This window comes from Streptomyces sp. NBC_01716, assembly GCF_036248275.1.
Classification (GTDB): Bacteria; Actinomycetota; Actinomycetes; order Streptomycetales; family Streptomycetaceae; genus Streptomyces.
Window position 1 is genome coordinate 114,249 of sequence record NZ_CP109181.1, and the last position, 22,716, is coordinate 136,964.

At 69.3% G+C, this 22,716-nt stretch carries 17 protein-coding genes and 1 pseudogene; 6 read left to right on the top strand and 12 right to left on the bottom strand.

From position 1 onward, the window contains the following. Positions 1 to 105 precede the first annotated feature (105 nt). Positions 106 to 450: pseudogene (locus tag OIE74_RS00500) on the top strand (hypothetical protein); the annotation flags it as partial. 74 nt (positions 451 to 524) lie between these two features. On the opposite strand, the gene OIE74_RS00505 reads toward OIE74_RS00500, so the two are convergent. Further along, positions 525 to 1,730, bottom strand: coding sequence for a globin domain-containing protein (locus tag OIE74_RS00505; RefSeq protein WP_329377171.1), 1,206 nt, complete (start codon positions 1,728 to 1,730; stop codon positions 525 to 527). 279 nt (positions 1,731 to 2,009) lie between these two features. Next, a complete protein-coding gene (gene rpmG, locus OIE74_RS00510) occupies positions 2,010 to 2,174 on the bottom strand; it encodes a 50S ribosomal protein L33 (protein ID WP_203183923.1) in 165 nt (54 codons plus the stop codon). A 68-nt stretch (positions 2,175 to 2,242) separates the two neighbouring features. Here rpmG and rpmB point away from each other — a divergent pair, with 68 nt between their 5' ends. Beyond that, complete coding sequence (gene rpmB / locus OIE74_RS00515; RefSeq protein WP_329377176.1) at positions 2,243 to 2,479, top strand: 50S ribosomal protein L28; 237 nt, start codon at positions 2,243 to 2,245, stop codon at positions 2,477 to 2,479. Beyond that, positions 2,479 to 2,784, top strand: a complete 306-nt coding sequence (gene rpsN / locus OIE74_RS00520; protein WP_329377179.1) for a 30S ribosomal protein S14 — start codon at positions 2,479 to 2,481, stop codon at positions 2,782 to 2,784. The genes rpmB and rpsN overlap by 1 nt, the downstream gene beginning before the upstream one ends. Positions 2,785 to 2,875: 91 nt before the next feature. On the opposite strand, the gene OIE74_RS00525 is transcribed toward rpsN, so the two are convergent. The 9 genes from OIE74_RS00525 to OIE74_RS00565 form a co-directional block, all read right to left on the bottom strand. Beyond that, complete coding sequence (locus OIE74_RS00525; RefSeq protein WP_329377181.1) at positions 2,876 to 4,579, bottom strand: right-handed parallel beta-helix repeat-containing protein; 1,704 nt, start codon at positions 4,577 to 4,579, stop codon at positions 2,876 to 2,878. 315 nt (positions 4,580 to 4,894) lie between these two features. After that, a complete protein-coding gene (locus OIE74_RS00530) occupies positions 4,895 to 7,066 on the bottom strand; it encodes a glycoside hydrolase family 3 N-terminal domain-containing protein (RefSeq protein ID WP_329377183.1) in 2,172 nt (723 codons plus the stop codon). A gap of 12 nt (positions 7,067 to 7,078) precedes the next feature. Beyond that, on the bottom strand, positions 7,079 to 8,680 hold the full coding sequence (locus OIE74_RS00535; protein ID WP_329377185.1) for an FAD-dependent oxidoreductase: 1,602 nt from the start codon (positions 8,678 to 8,680) through the stop codon (positions 7,079 to 7,081). A 145-nt stretch (positions 8,681 to 8,825) separates the two neighbouring features. After that, positions 8,826 to 9,869 (bottom strand): LacI family DNA-binding transcriptional regulator, encoded by a 1,044-nt coding sequence (locus OIE74_RS00540; RefSeq protein WP_329377187.1) that lies wholly within the window; start codon positions 9,867 to 9,869, stop codon positions 8,826 to 8,828. Then, positions 9,866 to 10,969, bottom strand: coding sequence for an ABC transporter ATP-binding protein (locus tag OIE74_RS00545; RefSeq protein ID WP_329377189.1), 1,104 nt, complete (start codon positions 10,967 to 10,969; stop codon positions 9,866 to 9,868). Before OIE74_RS00545 ends, OIE74_RS00540 begins: the two co-directional genes overlap by 4 nt. Further along, positions 10,966 to 12,039, bottom strand: coding sequence for an ABC transporter ATP-binding protein (locus tag OIE74_RS00550; protein WP_329377191.1), 1,074 nt, complete (start codon positions 12,037 to 12,039; stop codon positions 10,966 to 10,968). Before OIE74_RS00550 ends, OIE74_RS00545 begins: the two co-directional genes overlap by 4 nt. A 58-nt stretch (positions 12,040 to 12,097) precedes the next feature. Beyond that, a complete protein-coding gene (locus OIE74_RS00555; protein ID WP_329377192.1) occupies positions 12,098 to 12,997 on the bottom strand; it encodes an ABC transporter permease in 900 nt (299 codons plus the stop codon). 6 nt (positions 12,998 to 13,003) lie between these two features. Then, a complete protein-coding gene (locus OIE74_RS00560) occupies positions 13,004 to 14,008 on the bottom strand; it encodes an ABC transporter permease (RefSeq protein WP_329392117.1) in 1,005 nt (334 codons plus the stop codon). A gap of 44 nt (positions 14,009 to 14,052) precedes the next feature. Next, complete coding sequence (locus OIE74_RS00565) at positions 14,053 to 15,714, bottom strand: ABC transporter substrate-binding protein (RefSeq protein ID WP_329377194.1); 1,662 nt, start codon at positions 15,712 to 15,714, stop codon at positions 14,053 to 14,055. A 411-nt stretch (positions 15,715 to 16,125) separates the two neighbouring features. Between OIE74_RS00565 and OIE74_RS00570 the strand changes: the two genes are divergently transcribed. Continuing rightward, positions 16,126 to 18,144: a beta-galactosidase gene (locus OIE74_RS00570; RefSeq protein ID WP_329377196.1), complete on the top strand. Its 2,019-nt coding sequence runs from the start codon at positions 16,126 to 16,128 to the stop codon at positions 18,142 to 18,144. 153 nt (positions 18,145 to 18,297) lie between these two features. Next, positions 18,298 to 20,184, top strand: a complete 1,887-nt coding sequence (locus tag OIE74_RS00575) for a hypothetical protein (protein ID WP_329377198.1) — start codon at positions 18,298 to 18,300, stop codon at positions 20,182 to 20,184. On the opposite strand, the gene OIE74_RS00580 is transcribed toward OIE74_RS00575, so the two are convergent. After that, on the bottom strand, positions 20,147 to 20,956 hold the full coding sequence (locus tag OIE74_RS00580) for a TetR/AcrR family transcriptional regulator (protein WP_329377200.1): 810 nt from the start codon (positions 20,954 to 20,956) through the stop codon (positions 20,147 to 20,149). The genes OIE74_RS00575 and OIE74_RS00580 overlap by 38 nt on opposite strands. Positions 20,957 to 21,082: 126 nt before the next feature. On the opposite strand from OIE74_RS00580, the gene OIE74_RS00585 reads away from it, so the two are divergent. Beyond that, positions 21,083 to 22,306 (top strand): saccharopine dehydrogenase family protein, encoded by a 1,224-nt coding sequence (locus OIE74_RS00585; protein ID WP_329377202.1) that lies wholly within the window; start codon positions 21,083 to 21,085, stop codon positions 22,304 to 22,306. Positions 22,307 to 22,716: the final 410 nt, after the last annotated feature.

Sequence of the window (22,716 nt, forward strand, 5' to 3'; positions counted from 1 at the left end):
CCATTGGGCCCTATTACGGCCTCGCCGGATGGGGCCGGAAGGTCGTCCGGCAGGGACCGCCGGCCCCAGGTGCGCCGAGGTCGACGCCGCCTAGCGTTCCTGGCCATGAAGAGCGATCAGAACGCACTGCGGCGGGAGTCGCGCGCCGGTGAGGGCTGGCCGCTTGCCGCCCGGCGACTGCTCACCCGCCGCGAGGTGTCCACCGACGGACATGCCGTGTTCGGCACCGGGGACGCCAAGTGGGAGGGCTTCTACCGGGACCGGTGGGCGCACGACAAGGTGGTGCGCTCCACGCACGGCGTGAACCGCACCGGTTCGTGCTCGTGGATGGTGTACGTCAAGGACGGCATCATCACCTGGGAGCACCAGGCCACCGACTACCCCTCGATCGGCGCGGACTGCCCCGAGTACGAGCCACTCCGGCAGAAGCGCACGACAGCCCAGCCATGGATGATGGCTGGGCTGTGTCCGGTCCCGGGCCGGAGCGGCAGAGCCTAGTGGGCGCGTCAGCCCCTGTGGGCGTGTCAGCCCTCGGCGTGGGCCAGCAACAGGTCGGGGCCGAAAACCTCGTAGCGGATGCGGCGTGCGGGGATGCCGGCCTTGAGCAGCTGAGTACGGACGGCGCGCATGAAGGGCAGCGAGCCACACAGGTACACGTCGGCGTCGGCGGGGAGGTCCAGGCCGTCCAGGTCCATCAGCCCGGTGCGCGCGCCGGGTTCACCGTCGGCGCCCTGCTCGTACCAGAACTCGGTCCGGGCGTCCGGGAGTTCGCCGGCCAGGCGCTGGATGTCGGCGCGCAGCGCATGGTCGGATGGGGTGCGGTCGGCGTGCAGGACGCGCACCGGGCGGGAGGCGCCGGTGGCGGCGAGATGCTCAAGCATTCCGGCCATCGGGGTGCAGCCGATGCCGGCGGAGACCAGCAGCAGCGGGCTGTCGGCGTCGTCCAGGACCACGTCGCCGAACGGTGCCGACAGGGTGAGCTCGTCACCTTCCCGTACGGTGCGGTGCAGGTGGTTGGAGACCTCACCCTCGGGGGCCTCGGCGATGCTCGGGACACGCTTGACCGTGATGCGCCGCACCTGGTCACCGGGGGCGCCCGAGAGGCTGTACTGGCGCAGCTGGCTTATTCCGTCGGGCAGTTGGACCCGCACGCTGACGTACTGGCCGGCGCGGGCGGGCGGCATGGGGGCATCGTCGGCCGGGCGCAGCAGGAAGGACACGACGTCCGGGGTCTCCTCGCGGCGCTCGACCACGGTCCACCGCCGCCAGGGGTGGCGCGGGTCGATTCCGGCCTCCTGGTACAGACGGGCCTCGCGGGCGATGAGCGCGCCGGCCATCAGCCAGTACACCTCGTCCCACGCCGCGCCGACGTCGGGCGTGACGGCGTCCCCGAGGACCTCGGCGATGGCACGGAACAGGTACTTGTGGACGATCGTGTACTGGTCCTCTGTCACACCGAGGGCGGCGTGCTTGTGCGCGATCCGGCTCAGCAGTTCGTCCGGCCGGGCGTCGGGATTGGCCAGCAGCGCCTGGGCGAAGCCGGCGATGGAGCCCGCCAGAGCCTTGCGCTGTTCCCCGTTGGCCTGGTTGCCGCGGTTGAACAACCCGTCCAGCAGCTCGGGCCGCTCGCTGAACATCGTGCCGTAGAAACGGGTCGTGATCTCGTCGAGCGCGCCGCCCACGGCGGGCAGGGTGGCGCGGACGACAGCGGCGGACTCGGGCGAAAGCATCGCTCTCCTCGGAAGTGCGGACGTGCGCGGGCAGGGGGCTCACACATCTCGTCTGCAAGCGGTCTATCAGCGATCCGGCCCCGGCCGGGGCCTCCGCGGACCTGCGGGGACGAACGGCCCAGCAGGTCAGGACCCTTGGTTCCGCGGTCCGGGCGGAAGGGGGGGCCGAACGGCCCTGCCAATTGCCCGACCGTCCCGATAAGGATGAATTCCGGGTTTCATGGATGTGTCCTCGGGATCGGGAGTCGGCGTGGGCGTACGCGTGGACGTGAGCCAGGGTCAGCGCTCTTCGCGGAAGTCGACGTGCCGGCGGACGAGCGGGTCGAACTTCCGCAGCACCAAGCGGTCGGGGTTGTTCCGCCGGTTCTTGCGTGTGACGTACGTGTAGCCCGTACCCGCGGTGGAGCGGAGCTTGATGATCGGGCGTAGTTCGTTGCGAGCCATGGCGCTACTATATGGCAATGATTTCCATGTTCAAGAATGGAATCGCTCGACGAGAGGCAGGTAACTCCGTGTCCGCCCACTGCCAACTGACCGGCGCACAGCCGGGCTTCGGCAACAACATCAGCCACTCGCACCGTCGTACGTCGCGCCGGTTCGATCCGAACGTTCAGCGCAAGCGGTACTGGCTGCCGAGTGAGGGCCGTCATGTGCGGCTGACCCTCAGCGCGAGGGCGATCAAGACGATCGACACCATCGGCATCGAGGCGGCGGTGGTCCGCATCCGGGCGCGAGGAGTGAAGGTCTGATGGCGAAGCAGAGCAAGATCGCGCAGAACGAGAAGCGCAGGCGAACCGTCGAGCGGTACGCCGCACGCCGTGCGGAGTTGAAGGAGATCATCCGCCGGCCCGGCACGCCGGAGTCCGAACGGATCGCCGCGGTCGAGGAGTTGCGGCGCCAGCCGCGCGACGCCAGTGCGACCCGGGTCCGCAACCGGGACAGCGTGGACGGCCGCCCCCGTGGCCATCTGCGCAAGTTCGGCCTGTCCCGGATCCGTATGCGCGAGCAGGCGCATGCCGGCCTCCTCCCGGGAGTGGTCAAGTCCTCCTGGTGACAGGTGAGTTCACCGGGCGGGCGGCCGACCCCCTGATACCCGCGCGGCCCTGTCCGACCCGGAGGACGGACAGGGCCGCTACGGTCAGGGTCTATCCCGCGTCGGCCCCGATGTTCGGCGTGCTCGGAACGGCCGTCCCGTAATAGTCCGCTCCGCCGTTGCCGGGCACGGCCGTGCCCGCTTTGAGCGCCGGTGAACCGGACTTGAGGGTGTAGGCCTGTGGGCATGGCTGCGGCCCCGTGCCCGAGGCCGGAGACCACGAGCAGGTGCCGCCCGCGCCGGGCGAGGTGAACAAGGGGTCACCCCACACCGACCCCGTCTCCAGCCCGGCCGCCTTCCACGCGGCGAAGTCGGCGTGGGTCGTACCGCCCCAGCGCCAACCACCGGTATTCGTCCCGTAGTACAGGTTGTTCGACAGCGTCATACCGGTCTGCCCGTTGGGGTTGTAGTAGAGCTGGCCGGTCTTGCCGTACGGGCCCTTGTTGGCCATGTGGCAGATGTTGTCCTTGATCTGCGAACCACTGGCCCACGTGCCCGAGGCATAGCCGAAGAGGAAGCACGCACTCGCGCCGGCCTTCTTGTTCGCGGTCTGGTCCTTGTTGGTGAAGAAGGTGTTGCCGTAGATCGACAGCGCCTTCTTCGGCGCGCTGGGCACCACGTCGAACAGGCCGCCCTGGGCGTTCGCCCAGTCGTCGTTCTCGGAGATGTTGTAACGGTAGGTGTTCGGCCCCCACACCATCGAACTCGCGGTCGAGGTGTAGGCCAGATAGCCGCTGCCCGCGTTGTCGTGGGTGTAGTTGTACTCCACCACCGAGTTCGTGGTGCCGCCGTCCAGGTCGATGCCGTCCCAGTCACAGCCGGCCGTGTAGGCCGGGACCGGCTGGACCTTGTACACCTCGTTGTGACGGATCGTCACATCGTTGGAGGTGTACGTCATGATCCCGCTGGCGCCGCCGCACGAGGTCACGTTCGCCCCGATGTCGTGGACCAGGTTGCGCTCGATGACCGCACCGTCCCAGCCGTTCCCGGTCAGCGCGGCCCCGGTGCTCTGGGCGGCCATGCCCAGGTTGTAGACCGTGTTGCCCGCGACCCGGACGTTGGTGATGTTGGTCCCCGAGCCCCAGCCGTAGATGCCGGGCCCGGCGTTCGAGGTCACCTCGGCGCCGTGCAGCTTGTTGTTGAGGATCTGCACGTCGTCCAGCGGCCCGCTGTTGGCGTTGACCGCGTAGCCCAGGACCATGATCTGCCCGCCGAAGGTACTGCTGCTGCCACTGGGCGTCGAGAACCCGGAGATGTCCGAACCCGTCACCTTCAGGCCCTTGGCCGCCGTCGACGACGTCTGGTTCTGGAGCAGCACACCGGCCGCGGTCGTGGTGCCGTTGACCACCTTCATGTTGGCCAGCTGGAAACCGCTGACATTGTCCGCCGTAACAGCCGCCGAATAGTCGCCGGTGCAGTTGGACTTGAGGGTCGCCTGACCGGTGCCGTACGAGGTGATCTTGAACGGCGTCGAGGCCGACGATGCCGGGACGTTCGTGGAATTGAAGACCAGACAGCCGGTGAACGCCTGCCCGCCCTGGAAGGAGACGACGCTCCCCTGCGGGAACGTGAATCCGTTGACCTTCCCGGTCGACTTCCACGCCTGGTCCGGCGAGAGACCGGTGTTGCTGTCGCTGCCGGTGGGTGACACGTAGTAGGTGGTTACGGCGGCGTGGGCGGTGCCCGTGGCGGCGCCTGCCAGCAGCAGTCCCAGCATTCCCTGGGCCACCACCGCGGCACAAATCCTTGCTCTCATGCTTCTCCCTTCCGCGTGGCCGTGACGACGCACGGACACGCGGGTGACGACTCGTGGTTGAGGCATGCCTTGACGAACCACGCGGCACTGCCGACATGGCGTCCAGGCGATATGGATCGAAGAGCAGGTGAGGGGAGTCTCCTCGGCGCATCGCTCCCTTCGGCGGACGGCTTCGCCGTCCGGGTCGAGACGGTCCTGGCGGTGCGGGCCGGTCCCCGTTCCGGGCCGGCACCGGGTCATCGAGGGCAGCCGGGCCGAACGACCGCGCGCGTCCCGGCGCGGTGCGATGTCCGACGGCAAGCCCCGCAAAGGTGGTCAGGTGATCAGAAGGGTGCGCCGGGCCCCGGTCCGTGAGCTGTTACCGGTGTGAATGTGGATCTCGCCGGGCTCCACGGTGAACACGCCGTCCGGGTCGTTGGTCCAGTAGCCGATGTCACCGGCGTCCAGGAGGAAGCGGACGTGCTGCTCCTCCCCAGCCGCCAGCCGGACCCGCTGGAAGCCGCGCAGCCGGCGGACCGGCTGGACGATGGTCGCTGCGGGGTCCTGGATGTAGAGCTGGACCACCTCCTCGCCCTCCCGGTCACCGGTGTTGCGCACCGGGACACTCACCTCGACCGATGCGCCCGCCCGCAGTTCCGCCGAGGCGATCCGCCCACAGCTCAACTGCGGCTCCCCCACCTCGAAGGTGGTGTAGCTCAGGCCGTAGCCGAACGCGAATTCCGGGCCATCGGCGACATCGAGGTACTTCGAGACGTACGTCACGTCGGGCTCGGCCGGGTTGTAGGGGCGACCGGTCCGCTCGTGGTTGTAGTAGAGCGGAACCTGCCCCACCACGCGCGGGAACGTCACCGGCAGCTTGCCGCCCGGGACGACCGCGCCGGTCAGAACATCCGCGACGGCGGGACCCGCCTCGATGCCCGGATGCCAGGCCATCACGATCGCCGACACCTTGTCCGCCCACCCGCCGATCGTCAGCGGGCGCCCGCCCACCAGCACCACCACGCAGGGCGTGCCGGTCGCCGCGACCGCGTCGATCAACTCCTCCTGTGCGCCGGGCAGGCCCAGTTCGCTGCGCACGGCCGCCTCCCCGCTGATCGCGGACGGCTCGCCCACCACCAGCACCACGGCGTCGGCAGCCTTGGCGGCAGCCACCGCCTCCGCGATACCGGAGGTGTCGGCCCCTTCCGCCGCCACCCCGGGCGCATGGCGAATGCCGGTGTCCGGCAACGCATCCCGCAGCCCGGACAGGACCGGGACCGCCTCCGGTGCACCCGGCAGCGTCCACGTACCCAGCAGGTCACCGGAAGCGGCGAACGGCCCCACGACCGCCAGCGAACCCAGGCCCGGCACATCCAGAGGCAAGAGCGCGTTCTCGTTCCTCAGCAGCACCATGCAGCGACCAGCCGCCTCGCGCGCGGCGGCCCGTGCCTGCGCGCTCGGGGCGGACAGAGCGGCGGACTCGTCCACGTAGGGGCGCTCGAACAGGCCCAGACGCAGCTTCAGCCGCAGCACCCGGGACACCGCGTCGTCCAGCCGCTCCCCCGTCAGCGCCCCTGAGGCCAGCAGGTCGCGGCCGTGCTCGACGAAGGTGGTGGAGACCATCTCGATATCCACTCCGGCGGTCAGTGACCGCCGTGCCGCGTCGGCCTCGTCCACCGCACCGCCGTGTGTGACCAGTTCCAGGACGCCGGTCCAGTCGCTGACCACCACCCCGTCAAAACCCCACGCGTCCTTGAGGATGCCGGTCAGGGTGTGCTCGTTGGCGTGAGCCGGAACGCCGTTGACGGTGTTGAACGCGGCCATCACAGTGGCGGCGCCGGCATCGACAGCGGCCTTGAACGGCGGCAGATAGAGGTTGCGCAGCCGCTGCTCGGACACGTCGACGGTGTTGTAATCACGGCCGCCCTCCGCGCCCCCGTAGGCGACGAAGTGCTTGGCGCAGGCGGCGACCCGGTCCCTCGCGCGCAGGTCGTCGCCCTGATAGCCACGCACCTTGGCCACCGCGTAAGCAGTCGTCAGGTACGGGTCCTCGCCCATGCTCTCCGCGATCCGGCCCCACCGCGGCTCCCGGGTCACATCCATCATCGGAGAGAACGTCCAGTGGATCCCGTTGGACCGCGCCTCACGCGCCGACACCTCCGCATCCGCCACTGTCACCGCCGGATCGAACGCGGCCGCCTGGCCCAGCGGAATCGGAAACGTGGTGTGAAAGCCGTGGATCACGTCCAGGCCGAAGACCAGCGGGATGCCCAGGCGGGACTCCTCCACCGCGATGCGCTGCAGCGCGTTGCTCGCTCGCGCACCGACCACGTTCAGCACCGAACCCAGCAGGCCCTTTCGGGCGGCGGTCTCGGCCGCCACGGTGTCACCACCGCCCGGTCCGGTGTCCCAGGCCCAGGCCAGTTGCTGCAACTGGCCGAGCTTCTCCTCGACGGTCATCCGCCCCAGGAGTTCCTCGATACGGGACCCGTGATCATGGCCGCTCATGGCGGATTCCTCTCAGTAGTGGTGCGGCCGGGAGCGGATCTCCTCCGGCCAGGCGAGCTGGATGCCGAGGGTGTGGCTGAGCAGCCTCTGGTAGTCGGCGAGCTGGTTCTGGTCGGAGCGGACCTTGCGGGGCGGCAGGGCCCGGTCGAGGCAGAATCCGGCGAGCGCGCCGACCGCCTCGCCGATGGCCCACTCCACGGGGTGCAGCCGGTAACAGCCGTTGGTGATGTGTGTGGTGCCGATGTTCTTGTTGGCGGGCAGGAGGTTGTCGACACGGACAGGGATCAGCGCGCCGAGGGGGATCTGGAACGGGTAGGACTCGATGTCGATGTACGAACGGCCCGCGGTGCTGGGGTGCAGGTCGATGCGGTAACTGCCGAGGCCCACGCTGTCGTGGAACACCGCACCGCCCGCGCCCGGCGGGCGGGCCTCAACGCCCACATGCTGCTCGACAACGGTGAACTCCGCCCTGATGCGGCGCGCTTCACGGATGTACGGCGCCTTGGCCAGACCGTCCGAGGTGCCCGTCACGTCGGGCCGCAGCCGCAGGCCGGGCCAGCCGGTGCCGCCGTCGGGACGGGGGGCGTCGGTCTGCAGCCAGTACAGGAAGGACAGTGACAGATCGCGGCCGGCGTCGAGTGCCGCTTGTCGCCGCTGGGCGTCGACTCCGAGCAGCGGCGCCTCCCAGTAGTCGATCTGCGGCCAGTTGACCATGGTGACGTCGGAGGCGAAGGCACCGGCCGCGAACTGTTCGCGGGCCAGGACACGGCGGAACTGCCACAGGTCGAAGTGCTCGCCCGCCGCCCGGTCGGCGCCCATCAGTGCCCAGGTGCGCTGCCGGAGCGTGATGGGCTCGACGTCGGTAAAGGAGAGCTGCGAACCGGGCCAGAACGGGGCGACGGTGGTGCGCCAGTGGTCGTAGGAAGCGGGCCGGTCGATCACATGCTCCTCGCCGGGCCTGTGGTCCAGGGCGAAGCACCAGGACACGGCCTGCTGGTCCAGGGGGTCGGCGGTCTCGGGGGCGTGCGGCTCTCCGGTCTCGTCGCGCCCTTCCGCGCCGATCACGTGTTCCACGCCGGCCAGTTCCAGCAGGTCGCCGAGCTCGGTGGCGTCCGCGACGTAGTCGGCCTGGACGGTGATCTCGCGTTCGCCGTGCCGGCCGGCCAGCGTGACCGCCTCTATGCGGTCGCCGTCGGTGTGTGCGGCGACCGGTTCGTATCCGGTGAGGACGGTGAGCGCACCGGAGGACCGCCACGGGGCGAGCATCTCCTCCAGGACGGCGGCGGCCACCCGAGGTTCGTGGCACATGCGGCTGACGACGCCGAGCCCGGGGTCGAGCAGCGGGTCGTGTGCGGCATCGGGTCTGAGGGGATAGTTGCGTCGGTAGTAGTCGCGCACGCGGCGGCGCAGTTCGGTGTAGCCGGGTGGTGCGGCCGGGCCTTCGATCCAGGGATGTTCGTCGGGCGGTACGGCTTGTGCGGTGAGTTGCCCGCCGAGCCAGTCGGTGACCTCGGTGAGCACCACGGTCCGGCCGAGCCGGGCGGCGGTGAGCGCCGCGGCCACGCCGCCGAGGCCGCCGCCGACGACGAGGACCTCGGTTCGTATGTCTGTCATGGGTTCGGGGTTCCTTCTGCCGGCTCTACCGGTCGCAGTGGTCGGTCGGCGTCGGTCGTCGGCGTCGGGGCAGCCGGGACCGACGGACGGCGCCGCGCGGGTGCCGGCGCGTCCGGGGTTGTGGGGTGGCGAGGGCTGTTCGGGCCTACTCGCGCGCGTCCGCGATGGTGGTACCGGGAATCAGCGGGCAGGGCACCATCAGGCTGCTGGTGCGCAGGTCGGGGTCGTCGAGCATGGCCTGCAGCCGGTCCACGGCGAGCCGGCCGATCTCGACGCGGGGAATCACCAGGGAGTCCCACTGTCCGGACAGGTCCGCGGGCGCCGCCTCCAGCACGGCGACGGACACGTCGTCGGGGATCTTCCGTCCGCGCGCGGCCAGTTGGCCGCGCAGGGACTCCGCCAGCCGCACGGACTCCACCACGATCGCGGTCACCGCGCCGCCCGCCACCTCATCGAGCCACGGCCCTTCGATGTCCACAGCGCCGTGGAACCCCGGCGAGACATCGGTCAGTCCGAGCCGCTCGACCGCCTCCGCGTAACCGAGGCGACGGTCCTCGTACGGTTCCATCTGCAGCCACTCACGGATGTAGCCGAGTCGCCGATGGCCGTGCCGCACCAGTCGTTCGACGATCTGTCCGCTCGCCGCGTGGTAGTCGGGGACGATCTGCGGGATCTGTGCGCCGGGTACGTCGCGGCGGCCGATGTGAACGAAGGGATAGCCCTCGTACCAGAGGCGCGCCAGCTCACCGCGGTCGGCGGCGACACCGAACAGGATGCTGCCGTCGGCGAGGTTGAGCCGATTGGTGCCGTCCTTGTAGATCTGGCGTTCGCCGTCGGTGCCGGACCCGGTCGAGGTGAACAGCACCAGGTCGAAGCCGGTCTCCTCGGCCCGCTCCTCGATGCCGAGGAGGAACTCGAAGTAGAAGTCCTCGTGCGCGCGGGGGAACACACGCTCGAAGGTGTGCACCCCCAGCAGGTTGTTGCGTTTCTTGCGCATGGCCCGTGCCGCCGGATTGGCGACGTAGCCCAGCTCTCGCACCGCCTCGAAGACCCGCTGTCTTGTCTCTTCCGGGATCCGCGCGGTCGCCGCGTTCCCGCTGATCACGCGGGACACCGCGGACTGGGACACCCCGGCCAGCCGTGCCACGTCCGCCTGGCTGGGTGCCTTGCCCCGTCGTCGCGCTGTCATGATGCCCCCTGGAGCTTCTCCCGCCGGGCGGCGGTCGCCGCGGCATGTGTCGTCTCGGCGAGTTCCCCGGCCCGGCCCTTGGCGTGCAGCCAGCACTTCGCCCAGTGCCCGTCGCCCAACTCCGTGCGCGGCGGGGCCTCGACGGCGCACTCCCGCATCGCGAAGGGGCAACGGGGGTGGAACCGGCAGCCTGTTGGCGGGTCGATCAGACTGGGCGGCTCGCCCAGTTCGTCGGCTCCGGCGAAGAGCTTGTCGCGGTCCCCCACGCCGCGCTCGGGGTCCGGCGAGGACTCTATGAGCAGTTTGGTGTACGGGTGCCGCGGGGACGCGATCACTTCCTCCTTGGGGCCTGACTCCACCATCTGTCCTGCGTACATCACGGCGATCTCATCACACAGATAGCGGGCGCTGGCGATGTCGTGCGTGATGTAGAGCAGCGCGAGGCCGTCCTCGGTACGCAGTCCCTGCAGGAGGTTGAGCATCTCCAGCCGGATCGACACGTCCAGCATGGAGATCGGTTCGTCGCCGAGCAGGACCTTGGGCTCCACGGCGAGTGCGCGGGCGATGACGACGCGCTGGCGCTGCCCGCCGGAGAGCTCGTGGGGGAACTTCGCCGCGAACTCCGCGGCCGGAGTGAGGCTGACGCGTTCCAGGAGTTCGGTGATCCGCGTCTTCCGCCCCTGGGCCGTCAGGTGCGGCTGGTGCAGGCGCAGCGCACGTTCGAGGTTGTAGCGGACACGGTGCAGCGGGTTCAGCGATCCGAAGGGGTCCTGGAAGATCAACTGCACCTCGGAGTGGTAGGTGCGCTGTGCCCGCCGGTTGCCGCGCACGGTCTCGCCCCGGAGCACGATCTCACCCCGGGTCGGCTCGTGGAAGCGGGCCAGCATGCGGGCCAGAGTGGTTTTGCCGCTGCCGCTCTCCCCCACCAGCGCCAGGATCTGACCGGGCTTCAGGCGGACGGTGGCATCCTCGACAGCGCGGACGAGGGACGTGCCGCCGAGGGGGCCGCGGACGGTGAAGTGCTTGGAGACGTCCCGTGCTTCCAGCACGTACTCCGGCGCGTCCGCCTCGGACACCTTGTCGCGCAGGACCTTTCTCACAGGATCGCGCCTTTCGTCTCGCCGCTGTCGGTCTCGGTCTCGGTCTCGTTGAGCAGGCACGCCGCCTCGTGCCCTGCCTTCGGCCCTACGGGCAGCAGGGCCGGCAGCCGTTCCTCGCACCCCTTCATCCGCTGTGCGCAGCGCGGGTGGAAGGGGCAGCCCACCGGTGGGCGGCGCAGGTCGGGCGGGGTACCGGGGATGCCGCGCAGGGTGCGCAGCGGGGCGTGCAACGGCGGGAAGGAGTCGCGCAGCCCTTGGGTGTAAGGGTGTTTCGGGGCGCTGTAGAGGGCCGCCGCCTCGCCCACCTCGACGATGCGGCCGGCGTACATGATGGCGATACGGTCCGCCAGTTCGAGCAACAGCGACAGGTCGTGGGTGACGAAGACGACCGCGAAGCCCAACTCGCGCCGCAACCTGAGCACTTGAGCGAGGATCTGGCGCTGCATCACGACGTCGACCGCGGTTGTCGGCTCGTCCATCACCACCAGTTCGGGCCCGCAGGCCAGGGCCAGGGCGATGGCGGCGCGCTGGCGCATACCGCCGGACAGCTGGTGCGGGTAGTCGCGGACGCGGTCGGCGGAGATGCCGACCAGGGCGAGCAGTTCGGCGGCCCGCGCCCAGGCGTCCCGCTTGCTCAGCGAGCGGTCGCGGGCCCGCAGGACGTCGGCGAACTGGGCACCGATCCGCATCACCGGGTTCAGCGCGTCCATGGCGGACTGCAGCACGATGGACAGCGCGGTCCACCGGTAGCGGCGCATCCGCCTGCCGTCGAGCGCGACGAGATCGACGGGCGGGGCACCGTCGCGGCCATGGAAGAGGATCTCTCCCGCGGTGGTGACGGCGGGCGGTCGCTGGAGCCGGGTCAGGGCGGTGATCAGCGTCGACTTCCCGGAGCCCGACTCCCCGGCCACGCCGAGGATCTCCCCCCGGCGCAGGGTGAAGGAGACGTCGGAGCAGGCGCGAACGGGTACGCCACCGGTGGCGTACTGAACGGTCAGGCCGCGTACCTCAAGGACAGCCTGTCCGGCGGAGGTCTTGGACGGCATGTGCTGCTCGGCCTGTACGGTCATCGGGATCCACCTCCGGTCGGAACGGTCGTCGGGCGCGGCGGGACGGGGCACCTGGCCATCACGCCCCACCGCCTGTTCGCGCGAGCCGCTTGGCGCGCCGCACCGAGACGGGGCGGGCAACTCGCAGTTTGGGGTTGGCGATCTCGTCGACGCCGAAGTTGACCAGGGCACAGGCCGTACCGATCAGGGCGATGCACAGGCCGGGCGGTACGAACCACCACCACAGGCCGCGCAGCACGGCGCTCTGCTGCTGCGCCGACTGGATCATCGTTCCCCAGCTGATCGCCGAGGAGTCGGAGATGCCCAGGAAGGCGAGTCCCGCCTCGGCCATCACCGCGCCGATCATCGCGTGCAGGAACATCGAGGCGATGAGGCCGGTGAGATGGGGCAGCACTTCGGCGAAGACCAGCCTGCGGCCCCGCTCGCCCAGCATCCGCATGGCGCGTACGAAGTCGCGGTTGGCGATGCTGAGCGCTTGGGCGCGCAGCGTGCGGGCGCCGCCGGACCAGCCGAAGAAGCCGATGATCAGGGCGATGGTGGTGATTCCCGTGCCCTCCAGGTAGCCGGCGACGATGAGGATCAGAGGCAACACGGGCAGGACGAGGAACAGGTTCGTCAGGAAGTTCAGGCCGGCGTCGACCTTGCCGCCGTAGTACCCGGCCGGTACTCCGATCAGGATCGCCATCGCCGTGCCGACCACCGCGCCGAGGAGCCCCACGTACATCGACCCGCGTGCCCCGGCGACGACCTGGGCGAGGACGTCCTGCCCGAACTGGTTGGTCCCCAGGAGGTGGGCGGCGCCGGGTGGCTGGGCGATGACGCTGGTGTCGTTCTCGCGCGGGTCGAGGCCCAGCAGGGTGCCCACCAGCCAGGGCCCGAACACGGCGAGCAGGCAGAAGAAGGCCAGGATACCCAGGCCGATGCGGACCTTCCAGCTGGTGAGGAATGCGGTGCTCAACTCCCGTCACCCTCCTTCTCTGATGCGCGGGTCGAGCAGGGCGTACACCGAGTCGGCCAGCAGGTTGGCCAGCAGAACGGTCAGCATGATGAGGAAGAAGACTCCTTGCATGACCGGGTAGTCGCGCTGCTGGAGCGAGGTGAAGAGCAGATAGCCGACACCCGGGTAGTTGAAGACGACCTCGGTGAGCAGGGCGCCACCGACGACGTGACCGAGGGCGAGAGCGAAGCCGGTGAAGTTCGGCAGGACGGCGTTGCGGGCCGCGTAGCGGAGCATCACCCTGCGGTTGGACAGGCCCTTGGCCTGGGCGAGAAGAACGTAGTCCTCGCGCACGGTGGTGACCGTCATGTTGCGCATGCCGAGCAGCCAGCCGCCGAAGGCCGAGAAGACGATGGTGGCGGCGGGCAGCGCCCCGTAGTGCAACACGCTGAGCAGGAACGACGGGGAGAAGTCGATCGGCAGGTCGGCGTCGTATCCGCCGGACAGCGGGAACCAGCCCAGCTGGAAGCCGAACAGCCACAGTCCGATGAGCGCCATCCAGAAGTACGGGATGGCCGAGACGAACGTGGTGAGCGGACTGACCACGGTGTCGAAGCGGCTGCCCGCCTTCCAGCCCGCGGCGGCGCCGATGCCGGTACCGAGGACGAACGCGATCACGGTGGTCGATCCGACCAGAAGCATGGTCCAAGGCAGCCCCTGCCACAGCAGGTCGCTCACCGGCGTGGGGAAGTTGCTGACCGAGACACCGAGATCGAAGTGCGCCAACTGGCCCAGGTAGTCGATGTATTGGCGGCCGAGATTGGTGTCCGGTTCGCCGAAGACCTTCTGGATCGACTCCAGGGCGCTCGGCGACAGCTGCTGGCCGCTGACCCGCTGGAGCTTGTCGACGATGCCGGCGGACGGGTCGCCCGGCATGAGCCGCGGCAGGAAGAAGTTCAGAGTGATCGCCGACCATGCGGCGGCCAGATAGAAGCCGAGGCGGCGTGCCAGGAACCGCCAGCGGCGGGGCACCCTCGCTGAGCGCGCGGCGGGCGCGGCGGAAACAGCCGCCGCAGTCACTTGGCGGCCTGCTTCAGGTCCATCAAGGTAAGTGTGGCGTCGGGGCCGAGGCCCGGGAACGGCACGTGCGTGAAGTGCTCGGGGGTGGGCCAGCCTTCCCAGTGCGAGGCGTTGATGGCTATGAACCAGTAGCTGTTGTAGATGGGGCTGTACGGCACCTGGTCCGCGACGATCCTCTGGAGTTCCTCCCCGGCGCTCTTCGTCACCGCGGGTTCGTTCGACCCGAGCAGCTTTCCGAGCGAGGTGTCGGTCGCCTGGTCCTTCCACCGCCCGAAGTTGGTGGCGGCCTTCTCACCCAGCGGGCGGTGGGCCCGGCTGCTCAGCCCGCTGTAGACGCCGGCGACGCCGCCGCCGGTGGTGAAGTTGATGGTGAGGTCGAAGTCGCCGGCCTGCTGCTGCTCGTACAGGTTGGCACTGGGGGCACCGACCTGTTTCACCGTGATTCCGAGATGCTTCTGCCAGCTGCGGATCATGATGTTGGCATACGGGTCCCACCCGTAGTCCTGGTTGAACGAGAGCCTCGGAGCGTAGGACTTGCCGTCCTTGACCAGCTTGCCGCCCCGCACCTTGAAGCCGCTCAGCGCCAGCTCCTTCTGCGCCCCGGCGGCGTCCACCGCCTGCACCTTGTTCCGGTACTCGGGCAGGATCACATCGGCGAAGACCTCATCGACCAGTCCCGTGGGTCCCGCCTCCGTGCCGGGACGCTCCAGCATGGTGACGATGTCCTTGCGCGGAATGGTCATCGCGAGCGCCCGCCGCAGATGGACGTTGTCGAAGGGAGCCTTGGCGGTGTTGAAGAAGAGAGCGTAGGTCCCGCCGGTCGCGTACTTCTGATACAGGTGATGCTCGGGGTTTTTCGCCTCGTACTCCTTCTCGGCGCCGTTCCAGGCGATGAGCGCCCAGTCCACTTCGCCGCGCAGCAGTTGGGCCCGCACGGCGTCGCCACTGGTCGGGACGACTTTGAGCTCCTTCAAGGCGAACTTCCCGCCCCAGTAGTCGTCCCTGGCGCGGAGGGTCACCTGCTGAGCCGCGAACCGCTCCAGGGTGAAGGGGCCGGTGCCCACCGGGTCGGGATTGGACCAGCTCTTGAGGTCCTTCCCCGCCCAGATGTGCTTGGGCACGACCGGAACCATGATCGAGGCCAGCTGACCCAGTTCGCTGAAGGCAGGCTGCTTCCAGTGGAGAGTGAGGGTCGTGGCGTCCTTCTTGACCACGCGCTCGTAGGTGGTGCCACCGGTGTTGAACGAGGGGTCCTCCAGTGGGATGCCCAGCGAGAACACCACGTCGTCGGCGGTCATCGGCTTGCCGTCCGAGAACGTCACATCATCGCGCAGCGTTACCGTGAGCGTGGTGCCGGCCTCGTCGAACTCCAGGCTCCTGGCCAGCCACGGCTTGACCTTCGCACCGTCGCTGTAGTCGATCCGGGCCAGCGGCTCGTAGATCATCTCGCTGTTGGGGGACTTCTGCGTGGCGGGGCCGAACATGTTGTAGTTGCGGACGAACGTCGTCCCTCCGTCGGTCTTGCCGAACACGAGTGACTTCGCCGATGTGCCGCCCGCCCCGGACCCGCCCGTTCCTGCCGTGCAGGCACTCGCCCCGAGGGGAATCGTGACGGCCGCGGCGGTGGTGCGCGCTAGGAAGACTCTTCTCGTGGGCATGGCTGACTCCTGGCTGGTCGTTAGGGCGGGGCTGCGCACAGAGAGTTGCTCATACGTATGAGCAATGACGGAAGAAGGCTCCGGGGCACTTGCTTCTACGTATGACCAGGGAACGTACGGACGTTGCGGGAGAGCGTCAAGGGTGTGACGGCAATGTTTTCCGGCCGTTGACAGCCTGGTGCGGCCAGCCTAGGTTGAGCGCGCTCACGGTGCATCAACAGCCGCCTCCAGCACCTGCCTTGGTCACCGCGACGGGCCGTCGTGCATGACGCGCTCCGCCCGCCGGCGTCCAGTCGTCGCTCCCGCACGCTCTCGTGGACCAGCCGCCCGTTGCCCAGGGCCGCCGGCGGATGGGTACTGCGCCGCCCCGTCGATCCCGCACTTCGCCGCTCATAGCCCAGGAGCTTTCGCATGCCGCGATCCGACCGGCCGCACCTCGCATGGAACCGAATCCCGCGCCCCGCCTTCGGCGCCGACTACAACCCGGAGCAATGGTCGAGGGCGACGTGGAAGGACGATGTCCGCCTGATGGGCGAGGCCAACGTCAACCTGGTGACCCTCGGTGTCTTCGCCTGGTCCTGGATCGAACCCGCCCCGGACGCCTTCGACTTCTCGGGCCTGGACGAGGTCATCGCCCTTCTCCACGAGTCGGGCATCGCCGTCGACCTGGCCACGCCGACCGCCGCACCACCTCTCTGGTTCTCCCACGCGCACCCCGAATCACTGCCGGTGACCGCCGACGGGCGAACGGTCGCGCCCGGCTCCCGGCAGGCGTACTGTCCCTCGTCCCCCGCCTACAGGGAACGCGCGGCCGTGATCACCCGCCGGCTCGCCGAGCGTTACGGCGACCACCCGGCCGTGGTGATGTGGCACATCAACAACGAGTACGCCAACGGGAACCCGCACTGCTGGTGCGACATCTCCGCCGACGCCTTCCGCTCCTGGCTGCGCACCACGTACGGAGACGGCCTCGACGCTCTCAACGACCGCTGGGGCACTGCCGTTTGGGGCATGCGCTACAGCGACTGGGCACAGGTCACTCCGCCGCGGCCCAGCACCAGCAGCCTCTCGCCGGGACTGTGGCTGGACTTCCGCCGCTTCAGCGACGCCGCGCATCTGGCCTGCTTCCGGGCCGAGCGCGACATCGTGCGCGCCCACTCCCCCGGCCGCCCCGTCACCACCAACTTCATGGCGAGCTCGCTTCGTTGGAGCGACTACTGGCGCTGGGCGCGCGAGGTCGACATCGTCTCGAACGACCACTATCTCTCTTCCGAGGATCCGGACCGCGCCGCCGACCTCGCCTTCGCCGCGGACCTCACCCGCGGTCTCGCGGCCGGGCAGCCCTGGATGCTCATGGAGCACTCCACATCCGCCGTGCAGTGGCAGCCCCGCAACATCGCCAAAACCCCCGGGGAGATGGCCCGCAACACGCTCACCCACCTCGCCCGCGGCGCGGACGCCGCGCTGTTCTTCCAGTGGCGCCAGTCCGCGTACGGGCCGGAGAAGTGGCATTCGGCCATGCTTCCTCACGGCGGTGAGGACACCCGCGTCTGGCGGGAGACCAAGGCGCTCGGCGCCACTGTGGCCGCCCTCGCCGACATCGCCGGCAGCACGTGTGCGCCGGCCGACATCGCCCTGCTCCTCGACTACGAAGCCATGTGGGCCCTCCAACTGCCCCACCGGCCCAGCGGCGACATGACGTACACCGGCGTTCTCCGCGACTGGTACCGCGCCCTGTGGGAACTCGGGCTCTCCTGCGACCTGGTGTCCGGCCCCGGGGAACCCGGGGAACAGCGCCTGCTGCTGGTGCCCTCGCTCTACGCCCTGTCGGCCGGCACCGCCAGGGCGCTGGAGGACTACGCGGCCCGCGGCGGCCAGCTGGTCGTCGGCCCGTTCAGCGGAGTGGCCGACCCGCACGACCGCGTCCACCCCGGCCCGTATCCGGGCGAGTTGCGTGACCTGCTCGGCCTGCGGGTGGACGAGTATCTGCCGCTCGCCGCGGGAGCGTCCGTCGGTCTGGACGACGGCTCGATCGGCCTGCTGTGGGCCGAGCGTGTGCTGCCCGACCCGGATACGGAAGTGGAGAGCCGATTCGCCGACGGACCCGCGCGGGGCGGCCCGGCCGTCCTTCGCCACGGCACCACCCGCTACCTGGCCACCCGCCCGGACCACGCCTCCCTCCTGCGGCTCCTTCCCCGGTGGGCCGCACAGGCGGGCTGCGCGACTCCGGTCCCGGGCGCCGGTCGTGGAGTGGAAGTCACCCGCCGCGGCACCCCCGACGGCAGGTCCTGGCTCTTCGCCGTGAACCACACCGATCACCCGGCGCGGGTGGCCACGACAGGAGTCGATCTCCTGTCAGCCACCCGTTCGCCGGGCGTTCTCACCATCGCGGCGGGCGAAGTCGCCGTGGTGGCGGAGAACCCCCGGTGACGTCGCGCGTTTCTTCCCTTCCATCGAAAAGAGAGGTGGCCCATGAAGGTCCGTCTGCTGGTAGCCGTGGGTGCGCTCATCCTGGGAGCCGTTCCAGGCGCGGCTGTTGCCGCGACCGATCCGGTTTCCGCCGGTGCGGCGGCAGGAGATCCCATGGCCGCGCAGCCCGTGCTGCTCAACCAGAGCGGCTTCGGTCTCGGCGAGTCCAAGCGGTTCACCGCGCCACGGGCGGAGGACGGTGCCAGGTTCACGGTCACCGATGCCTCCGGTGTCGTCAGGCACCGAGGAAAGATCAAGAACGGCATAGGCGATCTCACCGCGTTCGACCCACGCGACACAGGTGACTTCGTCGTCACCGTCACAGGGAAAGCGGGCGTGGGCGCATCGGTACCCTTCGGCATCGGCGCGTACTGGACCGAGCGGGTTTCCTATCGGCGCGCCATCGAATTCATGTCGGGCAGTCGGTGCTACTTCGGCGACTACACGCGCAAGACAGCCGACCCGGTCAGCGATGAGTACGGGCCGCGTGAGTGCATGAAGGGGGTGGCCTGGCGCGACGCGTCGCAGTACTCCAAGGAGATCCAGACACTCGTCGACATGTATTCGGCGAACCCCAGCGCGTTCGACCGGATCCACGTGGACAGCGCTGTCTACAAGGGGCTTCCGGTGACACTGCCGGAAGGCACACCAGAGATCGTGCGTCTTATTCACTGGGGCGTCGAAGTGCTTCTGGAGGAGGACGTGAACGACCCTCAACTCAAGGAGCAGCTCGCCGCTTTCGTCCATGCCTATCCGCGGCTGGAGAAATACATCCCCGTCTCGGTGTACGAGCGTGCCACCGCCCATCTCTTCGCCACCTGGGACGACCCTGCCCGCGATCGGTACTCCTGGCAGGCGCTCACACCTCACACCGGGAATCTGCTCCAGGTCTATACGCAGGTGGGAACGGGTAAAGGGGAGCTCGCGCCGGGGCACTCGGTGTGGCCGAACCTGATGATGTACGAGGTGGCGAAGCGTGAGGGCCGCGATGACGCCGGCCGTTATCTCGAAGCCGCCCAGAAGCAGGCATCCTGGCTGGTCGACCAGCTGGATGTCACGGATCCGCGCGTCACCAAGGGGCAGCGGCAGAGCGAGCACGTACTGATCACGGGATTGGTGCAGTTCGCCGAGGCGTATCCGGACCAGGCTCCCAAGGGCATCACCCGGTTCGTGCGGGACTGGGCCCGGATCGCCGTCGAACGCTCGGACAATCTCTGGGACTTCCGCCGCTACTCCGACGACCGCTGGACCATCCCCGCCTTCACCGGCGGCGGTGCCGACGATCCCAACGAGGTGGGAAACGTGGCCGGTTTCTCCGCGCCCGCACTCGCGGCGGCACGCCTTCTGGGAAACGACCCGCTGGCCGGCCGACTCCGTGAGGTCGCCACGGCACAGGTCGACAATATCTTCGGCCGCAACCCGGCGGGGCGCCACGCTTCCTACGACGCGCCCAGCGAGAAGGACGGATTCGAGGGCGTGGAACACGGGTGGTATTCCGAATACTACGGCGGAGCAGGGTTGTTGGAGGGCGAGCGGGGCGTGCTCGACGGCAGCCCGAAGAACGGGCTCTACCCCTTCGACCCCGAGATGGGCGATATCGGGCACACCGAAGGATGGGTCGCCTTCAACACCGCCTGGAACGAGTCACTGGCATGGCGAGCGGCTGACCAGACTCACCTGAAGGTGACCGCTCACGACCGCTCTCCCGCGAAGGTCGTGAAGGCTGATGAGACGGTCCGGGTGGAGCTGGCCGCACCGTTGAACCTGGACGCCGAAGCCCTCGGCGAGGGCACGGTCGAGGTACGCGTGGGCGACCACGGCGCGAAGCCGTTGACCGTCACGCAGACGGGGAAGAACTCGAAGACGTTCAGCGCGACCCTCCATGTGGCGGCGCTGCGCGCGAAGCCCCGCGAAACGATCACCGTGACGTACGGCCATGCCCCCTTCGCGGTGTCGTACTCCTTCACCGTGGCCGGGCGGGACCAGGCGCCCGCCGGCTGACGGACGAAGGCCCTGCTGAATCTGGCAGGGCCTCCTGGGCGTGGTGCTCGTTACGGGGGACGAGCCGCGGCTCTGTCGTCGTGAGCTGCGCCGCCGCGTCGTTCAGCAGGGTGTCCAGGACGACCGGGTAAGCGCTGTGTGTCATGCGGCCGGCCAGCAGTCGCGCGGTGGCGGCGATATGGGGGTGGGTGTCGGCGGGAAGCCGGGCGTACGTCGAGCTCCACATCTCCTCGTCCCTCTCGCGGGCCTCGTCGGTGAGGGCCAGCGATCCCGCGTCCAGGGCTGCGAACGCCAGACTTGAGTCGATGAAGGCGTGGTAGACGCGGACTGCCGTGGCGTCGGGGAAACCCGCGCCGCGCAGGATGCCGAGGATCGCTTCGTCCACCGCGATCTCCCGGGGCCGGCCGGTGACCCGGCTGGCGGTCAGTACGGCGGCCTGCGGATGCGCGAGATAGGAGGAGTGGATCGCGAGCCCGAGGGCGCGCAGGTCGGCCTGCCAGTGCCCCGTGGCCGTCCAGTTGTCCAGCGCCCGTCCCATGAGTTCCTCGCCGATGGCCCGGGTCAGATCGTCCATACCCTCGAAGTACCGGTAGAGGGTGCTCGGGTCGGCGCCGAGGGCGGTGCCCAGCCGGCGGGCGGTCAGTCCCGTACCGCCGTGCTCTCTGAGCACCCGCAGCGCGGTGTGCACGATCAGTGTCTCGGACAGTACGGAGCCCTGCCTGGTCGGGCGGCGCCTGCGTCGCGCCTCCTCCGGCACCACCTGCTTCGGCATCGCGTTCCTCTCCTGCTCCCTGGCAGTCGCCCGTCTTATGCCAACACGGTTGACCCTAGCTGGTGCCGTCCCGTTGCATCGGGGTACCCGACAGGCGCCCGCCTGCGGGGGCGAAGGGTGTGCGACATGCGTGTACTGCTCGTGGGCGCGGGCGGCGTCGGAACCGCCATCAGCCGGATCGCGGCCCGCCGGGACTTCCTGACCCACATGACCGTGGCCGACTACGACCTCTCCCGCGCCGAGAAGGCCGTCGCGGCGCTGGGGGAACACGGGGACCGCTTCAGCGCACGGCGCCTGGACGCCTCCGACGAGGAAGCGGTGCGCCGGGCGCTCGTCGAGAACTCGTGTGACGTCCTGCTCAACGCCACAGATCCGCGGTTCGTCATGCCGCTGTTCCAGGCCGCCCTGGCAGCGGGCACGCACTACCTGGACATGGCGATGTCCCTGTCCTCACCGCACAGCACCCACCCTTACGAGCGCTGCGGTGTGAAGCTCGGCGACGGGCAGTTCGAGCTGGCCGGCGAGTGGGAACGGTCGGGCCGCCTGGCCCTGGTCGGCATGGGCGTGGAGCCGGGCCTGTCGGACGTCTTCGCACGGTACGCGGCCGACGAACTCTTCGACGAGATCGAGGAGATCGGCGTCCGGGACGGCGCCGATCTGACCGTCGACGGCTACGACTTCGCCCCGTCCTTCAGCATCTGGACCACCATCGAGGAATGCCTCAATCCGCCGGTGATCTACGAGAAGGAGCGCGGCTGGTTCACCACGGCGCCGTTCAGCGAGCCGGAGGTCTTCGACTTTCCCGAGGGGATCGGCCCGGTGGAGTGCGTCAACGTGGAACACGAGGAGGTGCTGCTGATCCCCCGCTGGGTCGACGCGCGCCGGGTGACGTTCAAGTACGGCCTCGGCGACGACTTCATCGCCAAGCTCAAGGTGCTCCATGAACTGGGCCTGGACTCCACCGCCGAGGTCACGGTCCCCGGCCGGGGCGGTCCTGTCCAGGTCTCGCCCCGTGACGTGGTCGCCGCCTGTCTGCCCGACCCGGCCACGCTCGGCGACCGCATGACCGGCAAGACCTGCGCGGGCACCTGGGTCAGGGGCGTCAAGGACGGTGCCGTGCGTGAGGTGTACCTGTACCACGTGGTCGACAACCAGTGGTCGATGCGCGAGTACGGCTCCCAGGCCGTGGTCTGGCAGACCGCGATCAATCCGGTCGTCGCCCTCGAACTGATCGCCGGCGGCGTATGGACCGGCAGCGGGGTCCTCGGCCCCGAGGCCCTGCCGCCCCGCCCGTTCCTCGACCTCCTCACCGCGTACGGCTCCCCGTGGGGCCTGCGCGAGGAGAACTGACGTCGCTCCGGGTCGATCGGGATCCGCGGGTCGCCGTTCCCCGGGCGTGGCTCACCGATCAACGTCCGCCGTCTGGGCGGGACTTGTCTTCGCTGCAATCCCCAGCCGCTCGATCTGTTGGAGGTTGCTGTGACTGACCGTCTTGTGCACACGGTCGAAGTGCCGTTGGCGGAGAGCTTCGTCGGCGAGCGTATGGATCACGGAGCGCGTGCGGTGGGGTTCGGGTGGCGAGCCCGGGGAGACCTGGTTCCGCGGGAAGGCTCAGCGGCGCCATCGTGGCCGCGCAGCCGCAGCAGGAGGCGCAGCAGGCGTACGTGCTGCGGACCAGGAGCATGTTGCGGAAGGTTCCCTCGCTCACCGCCGTCGTGAGTCCGCCCCGTCCTGACGGCCGAGCCCGGCCCGTCGGGCTG

Coding starts and splice junctions, on each gene's coding strand:
- OIE74_RS00505 (WP_329377171.1), bottom strand. CDS start 1,730: ATGCTTTCGCCCGAGTCCGCCGCTGTCGTCCGCGCCACCCTGCCCGCC.
- rpmG (WP_203183923.1), bottom strand. CDS start 2,174: ATGGCTCGCAACGAACTACGCCCGATCATCAAGCTCCGCTCCACCGCG.
- rpsN (WP_329377179.1), top strand. CDS start 2,479: ATGGCGAAGCAGAGCAAGATCGCGCAGAACGAGAAGCGCAGGCGAACC.
- OIE74_RS00525 (WP_329377181.1), bottom strand. CDS start 4,579: ATGAGAGCAAGGATTTGTGCCGCGGTGGTGGCCCAGGGAATGCTGGGA.
- OIE74_RS00530 (WP_329377183.1), bottom strand. CDS start 7,066: ATGAGCGGCCATGATCACGGGTCCCGTATCGAGGAACTCCTGGGGCGG.
- OIE74_RS00535 (WP_329377185.1), bottom strand. CDS start 8,680: ATGACAGACATACGAACCGAGGTCCTCGTCGTCGGCGGCGGCCTCGGC.
- OIE74_RS00540 (WP_329377187.1), bottom strand. CDS start 9,869: ATGACAGCGCGACGACGGGGCAAGGCACCCAGCCAGGCGGACGTGGCA.
- OIE74_RS00550 (WP_329377191.1), bottom strand. CDS start 12,039: ATGACCGTACAGGCCGAGCAGCACATGCCGTCCAAGACCTCCGCCGGA.
- OIE74_RS00565 (WP_329377194.1), bottom strand. CDS start 15,714: ATGCCCACGAGAAGAGTCTTCCTAGCGCGCACCACCGCCGCGGCCGTC.
- OIE74_RS00570 (WP_329377196.1), top strand. CDS start 16,126: ATGCCGCGATCCGACCGGCCGCACCTCGCATGGAACCGAATCCCGCGC.
- OIE74_RS00575 (WP_329377198.1), top strand. CDS start 18,298: ATGGCCGCGCAGCCCGTGCTGCTCAACCAGAGCGGCTTCGGTCTCGGC.
- OIE74_RS00580 (WP_329377200.1), bottom strand. CDS start 20,956: ATGCCGAAGCAGGTGGTGCCGGAGGAGGCGCGACGCAGGCGCCGCCCG.
- OIE74_RS00585 (WP_329377202.1), top strand. CDS start 21,083: ATGCGTGTACTGCTCGTGGGCGCGGGCGGCGTCGGAACCGCCATCAGC.